Origin of the sequence: Pseudoalteromonas sp. 2CM41L (assembly GCF_023161905.1) — a bacterium.
Lineage (GTDB): Bacteria > Pseudomonadota > Gammaproteobacteria > Enterobacterales > Alteromonadaceae > Pseudoalteromonas > Pseudoalteromonas atlantica.
Map to the genome: position 1 here is coordinate 1 of NZ_JALNTN010000033.1, position 4,229 is coordinate 4,229.

Here is a 4,229-nt window from a genome sequence, read left to right on the forward strand (position 1 = left end):
CTCAATCTGTACGAGTGCCCACACAGATGATTGCTTTATATTGTTAAAGAACGTTGCGATTAAAGCGTTAAACTTTACCTCGCTAGGGCTGCGCATCTTACGCTTTCCTATTTTTTTGTCAACACTTAATTTTGTTAAAATTGAAATTTTTAAAACTAAGTTTTACTCGACTTACTAAGTGGTTTGCTTGCCTCGCTAAGCGTTGCCTGCTCTGCCGTCTCAGTGGGGTCGCATTATAGGGAGAAACGTTTTATACGCAAGCGTTTTATTGAATAAAATTGCATTTAATTTATACCCATAAGAACCTCACATTAAAAACACATGTTACCCACAAAAGCCTGTGGATAAGACCGCTTTTTTGCTTTTAAAACTAAACTCTTTTGATTTGTTATGGTAAGTTGCCAGCACTTTTTCAACTCATGTACTTAGGTAGTATTCATGACAGATATAATAAATAGTATAAGTGCCTTACTTTGGGGCCAAGTTCTCGTCTACTTATTAATAGCAGCAGGTGTCTTTTTTACCATTCGGTTAGGCTTTATTCAATTTGTACAATTCCCCCATATGTTTAAAGTTATGTTTGGCTCACGTAAATGTGGTGGAGATGAGATTTCTTCTTTTCAGGCTTTTTGTACTTCTTTAGCGGCGCGTGTTGGAACAGGTAATATGGCCGGTGTTGCCGTGGCACTTTATTTAGGTGGCCCTGGGGCTATATTTTGGATGTGGCTGATTGCTTTAATAGGTATGGCAACTAGCTTTGCAGAAAGTACGTTAGCGCAAGCTTATAAAACTAAAGACGCTGATGGCAACTTTAGAGGTGGCCCTGCTTATTATATGGAGCGTGGTTTAGGCAAACGCTGGATGGGTGTGTTGTTTTCATTGTGCTTGATTTTAGCCTTTGGCCTGGTATTTAATGCTGTACAGTCAAACTCTATTGCAGCCGCATTTGAAGTAGCGTTTGATGTACCTAAGTATATAGTAGGCATTGCACTTGTAATTGGCTCAGGCATCATTATTTTTGGTGGATTAAAAACAATATCACGTTTTGCCGAAATGGTTGTTCCATTTATGGCGCTTGCCTATTTGCTAGTTGCTATATATGTATGTGCGATTAACTTTACTGCCCTACCTGATGTTATTGTACTTATAATAAAAAGTGCTTTTGGTTTAGAGCAAGCAGGCGCCGGTGCAATTGGCTATGGTGTAACGCAAGCTATGATCCAAGGTATTAAGCGCGGTTTGTTTTCAAACGAAGCCGGTATGGGTAGCGCAGCCAATGCCGCAGCAACGGCAACACCTTATCCACCGCACCCAGCCTCGCAAGGGTATGTGCAAATGCTAGGTGTATTTATAGATACTATTGTGATCTGTACAGCCACAGCCTCATTAATCTTACTGTCTAATCAACTTGTGCCTGAATCGGGTGTATTAGGAATAGAGTTAACGCAAGCTGCACTACAAGAGCACGTTGGTGACTGGGGTACTTACTTTATTGCCATTGCCATTTTGTTTTTTGCATTTACCTCTATTGTCGCGAATTACTCATATGCCGAAACAAACCTAATGTTTTTAGAGCACAACTCTACCAAAGGAATGTTTATATTTAGATTACTTGTATTAGGTATGGTTATGTTTGGTGCCATTGGTGAACTAGGTATTATTTGGACACTTGCTGACATTTCTATGGGCCTTATGGCTATTGTAAACGTAGTTGCACTGTTTATGCTTTCAGGCGTTGTTGTGTGGTTATCAAAAGATTACAACGCGCAAAACAAGCAAGGTGTATTACCTACGTTTGACAAAGACAAGCACCCTAAGCTTGCCAAAGAGGTTGATCCTAACGCGTGGAAGTAACGCTAAATTAAAAAATTATTAAGCGAGCATTAGCTCGCTTTTTTTTGCCTTTCAAACTATATAAAAATTTATTAATGTATTTCAGAGATATATACCATAATTAAATATCAGTAATAGGCGCTTTTTGATTTACTTACGTACTATAAAATTGAAGTTTGTTATCTATAATATAAAGGAGTCATGATGGATGACCAATTGAACAAATACAGTATTGACACTACCGATTATCAGGTAGGTCAAGATAACGTACAAAAATGGGGGTTTGATGTTCATAACCCAGTGTTTGGAATAAGCGCATTTTTAGTCATATTATTTGTTGCCCTTACCTTATTGCTTGACCCTGAAGTCGTCAGGGAAGCACTTACCTCAACTAAAGATGCCATTATCAATAAATTTGATAGCTACTTCATGTTGATTGCTAATGGTTTCGTATTATTTTGCTTTGCACTTGCGCTCTCCCCTCTTGGTAAAATTCGCTTAGGGGGTGTTGATGCAAAACCTGAACATGGTTATCTCTCATGGCTGGCAATGTTATTTGCCGCAGGAATGGGGATTGGTTTACTATTTTGGGGTGTTGCAGAGCCCGCAGCCTATTATACTGATTGGTATTTAATGCCAATGAACGCAGAGCCAAATACCCCAGAAGCGCACTCTTTAGCCATGGGCGCCACCATGTATCACTGGGGCTTACATGGTTGGGCAATTTACGCCATTGTTGCACTTAGCTTAGCGTTTTTTGCTTACAATAAAGGCCTTCCTTTATCTATACGCTCCGTGTTTTATCCCTTATTTGGCGATCGTGCTTGGGGCTGGCTTGGTCACGTTATTGATATACTTGCTGTACTTTCCACGCTTTTTGGTTTAGCAACGTCTCTTGGTTTAGGGGCACAGCAAGCAACAAGTGGTATTAATTATTTAATGGGCACTGACTACGGTACCGCTTTTCAAATTACAGTTATAGCGCTCGTTACCTGTATTGCTATTGTTTCTGTTATTAAAGGCATTGAAGGGGGTGTGAAAGTACTTAGTAACATCAATCTTATATGTGCATTTATTTTACTCGTTGCCATAATATCGCTTACTTTTAGTGACTCAATTACAGCAATATGGTTTACCTTTGGTGCATATGTAGAACATATGGTTCCGCTTAGTAATCCGTTTGGCCGTGAAGATGAAGACTGGATGCATGCCTGGACAGTATTTTACTGGGCATGGTGGATATCGTGGTCGCCGTTTGTAGGAATGTTTATTGCCCGTGTTTCTAGAGGCCGTACCGTGCGAGAATTTTTATTAGTCGTCATTGGCCTGCCAACACTATTAAGCTTAGTGTGGATGGGGGTATTTGGTAATTTAGCGATTTCACAAATTATTGATAAAGTAGGCCCACTTGGGCAAAACGGGTTAACCGATATCTCTGTAACGCTATTTCAGGTTTATGAGCAGCTTCCGCTTAGTGGCCTTATTAGTGTGATCTCAATTGTGCTTGTTTTAGTATTTTTTATTACCTCTTCTGATTCTGGCTCACTTGTAATAGATGGCATAACCGCTGGCGGAAAAATTGATGCGCCGGTACCACAACGTATATTTTGGGCATCGATTGAAGGGGCAATAGCCGCCGTATTACTGTGGGTAGGTGGCTCTCAAGCCTTGCAGGCCTTGCAATCGGGAGTAGTAACCACTGCGTTACCTTTCTCAATTGTGCTTATTTTAATGTGCGTGGCGCTTATTCAAGGTTTAATGAGCGAATACCCTATTTATAAAGCACAAACAAAGTTATAGCATTATGTACTTTAGCAAAGCGGCCTTGTGTCGCTTTGCTTTGCACTTTATTTCCTCCCTTACCTACACTTCAGCTAATACATTAACGAACGTATTTAATTATCAAACTGTTTAGCTTTGGCAATACACCTCTAAAACACGTTGTTTTAAATAAGTAGCGCGCGTATGTAAGTGCATAATAACCAAGCGCTATTAGTTACACCTTTAGCTATCAAGTTTATATCATCAGGTAGTCGCGCATGTATGCAAAATTGCTTTAATGAACTGAATTGGATTTAGACGGCAGCAGCAAAGAGGTATGGGGAAAGTAATATAGGTTTAAACAACTAACGCTAACGTGTAACAATGTGTATGCTCTGATTTAAGCACGATTGTCTGCCTTAAAATTAGTCACTTGATTAAGCCAATTGCTATTAATTTTTAAGGAATAGGCAAAAACATAAACAAAGTGATTGTTATATAACAGATGGGTATTTATTTAAAATAGGGAATATTTAATTTACTAAAAGGACTTTAGTAAAAGTGGTGCCCGAGGCCGGACTTGAACCGGCACGACTTGTTAGTCGAGGGATTTTAAATCCCTTGTGTCTACCAAT

Annotated in this window: 2 protein-coding genes; both read left to right on the top strand. The window is 39.5% G+C overall.

The features are described 5' to 3' along the window. Window positions 1-438 precede the first annotated feature (438 nt). Window positions 439-1,854, top strand: coding sequence for a sodium:alanine symporter family protein (locus tag MTF64_RS19780; RefSeq protein WP_024033645.1), 1,416 nt, complete (start codon window positions 439-441; stop codon window positions 1,852-1,854). A gap of 183 nt (window positions 1,855-2,037) precedes the next feature. Continuing rightward, window positions 2,038-3,633, top strand: a complete 1,596-nt coding sequence (locus MTF64_RS19785; protein WP_096739834.1) for a BCCT family transporter — start codon at window positions 2,038-2,040, stop codon at window positions 3,631-3,633. The last annotated feature ends 596 nt before the right edge of the window (window positions 3,634-4,229 follow it).

Coding starts and splice junctions, on each gene's coding strand:
- MTF64_RS19785 (WP_096739834.1), top strand. CDS start 2,038: ATGGATGACCAATTGAACAAATACAGTATTGACACTACCGATTATCAG.
- MTF64_RS19780 (WP_024033645.1), top strand. CDS start 439: ATGACAGATATAATAAATAGTATAAGTGCCTTACTTTGGGGCCAAGTT.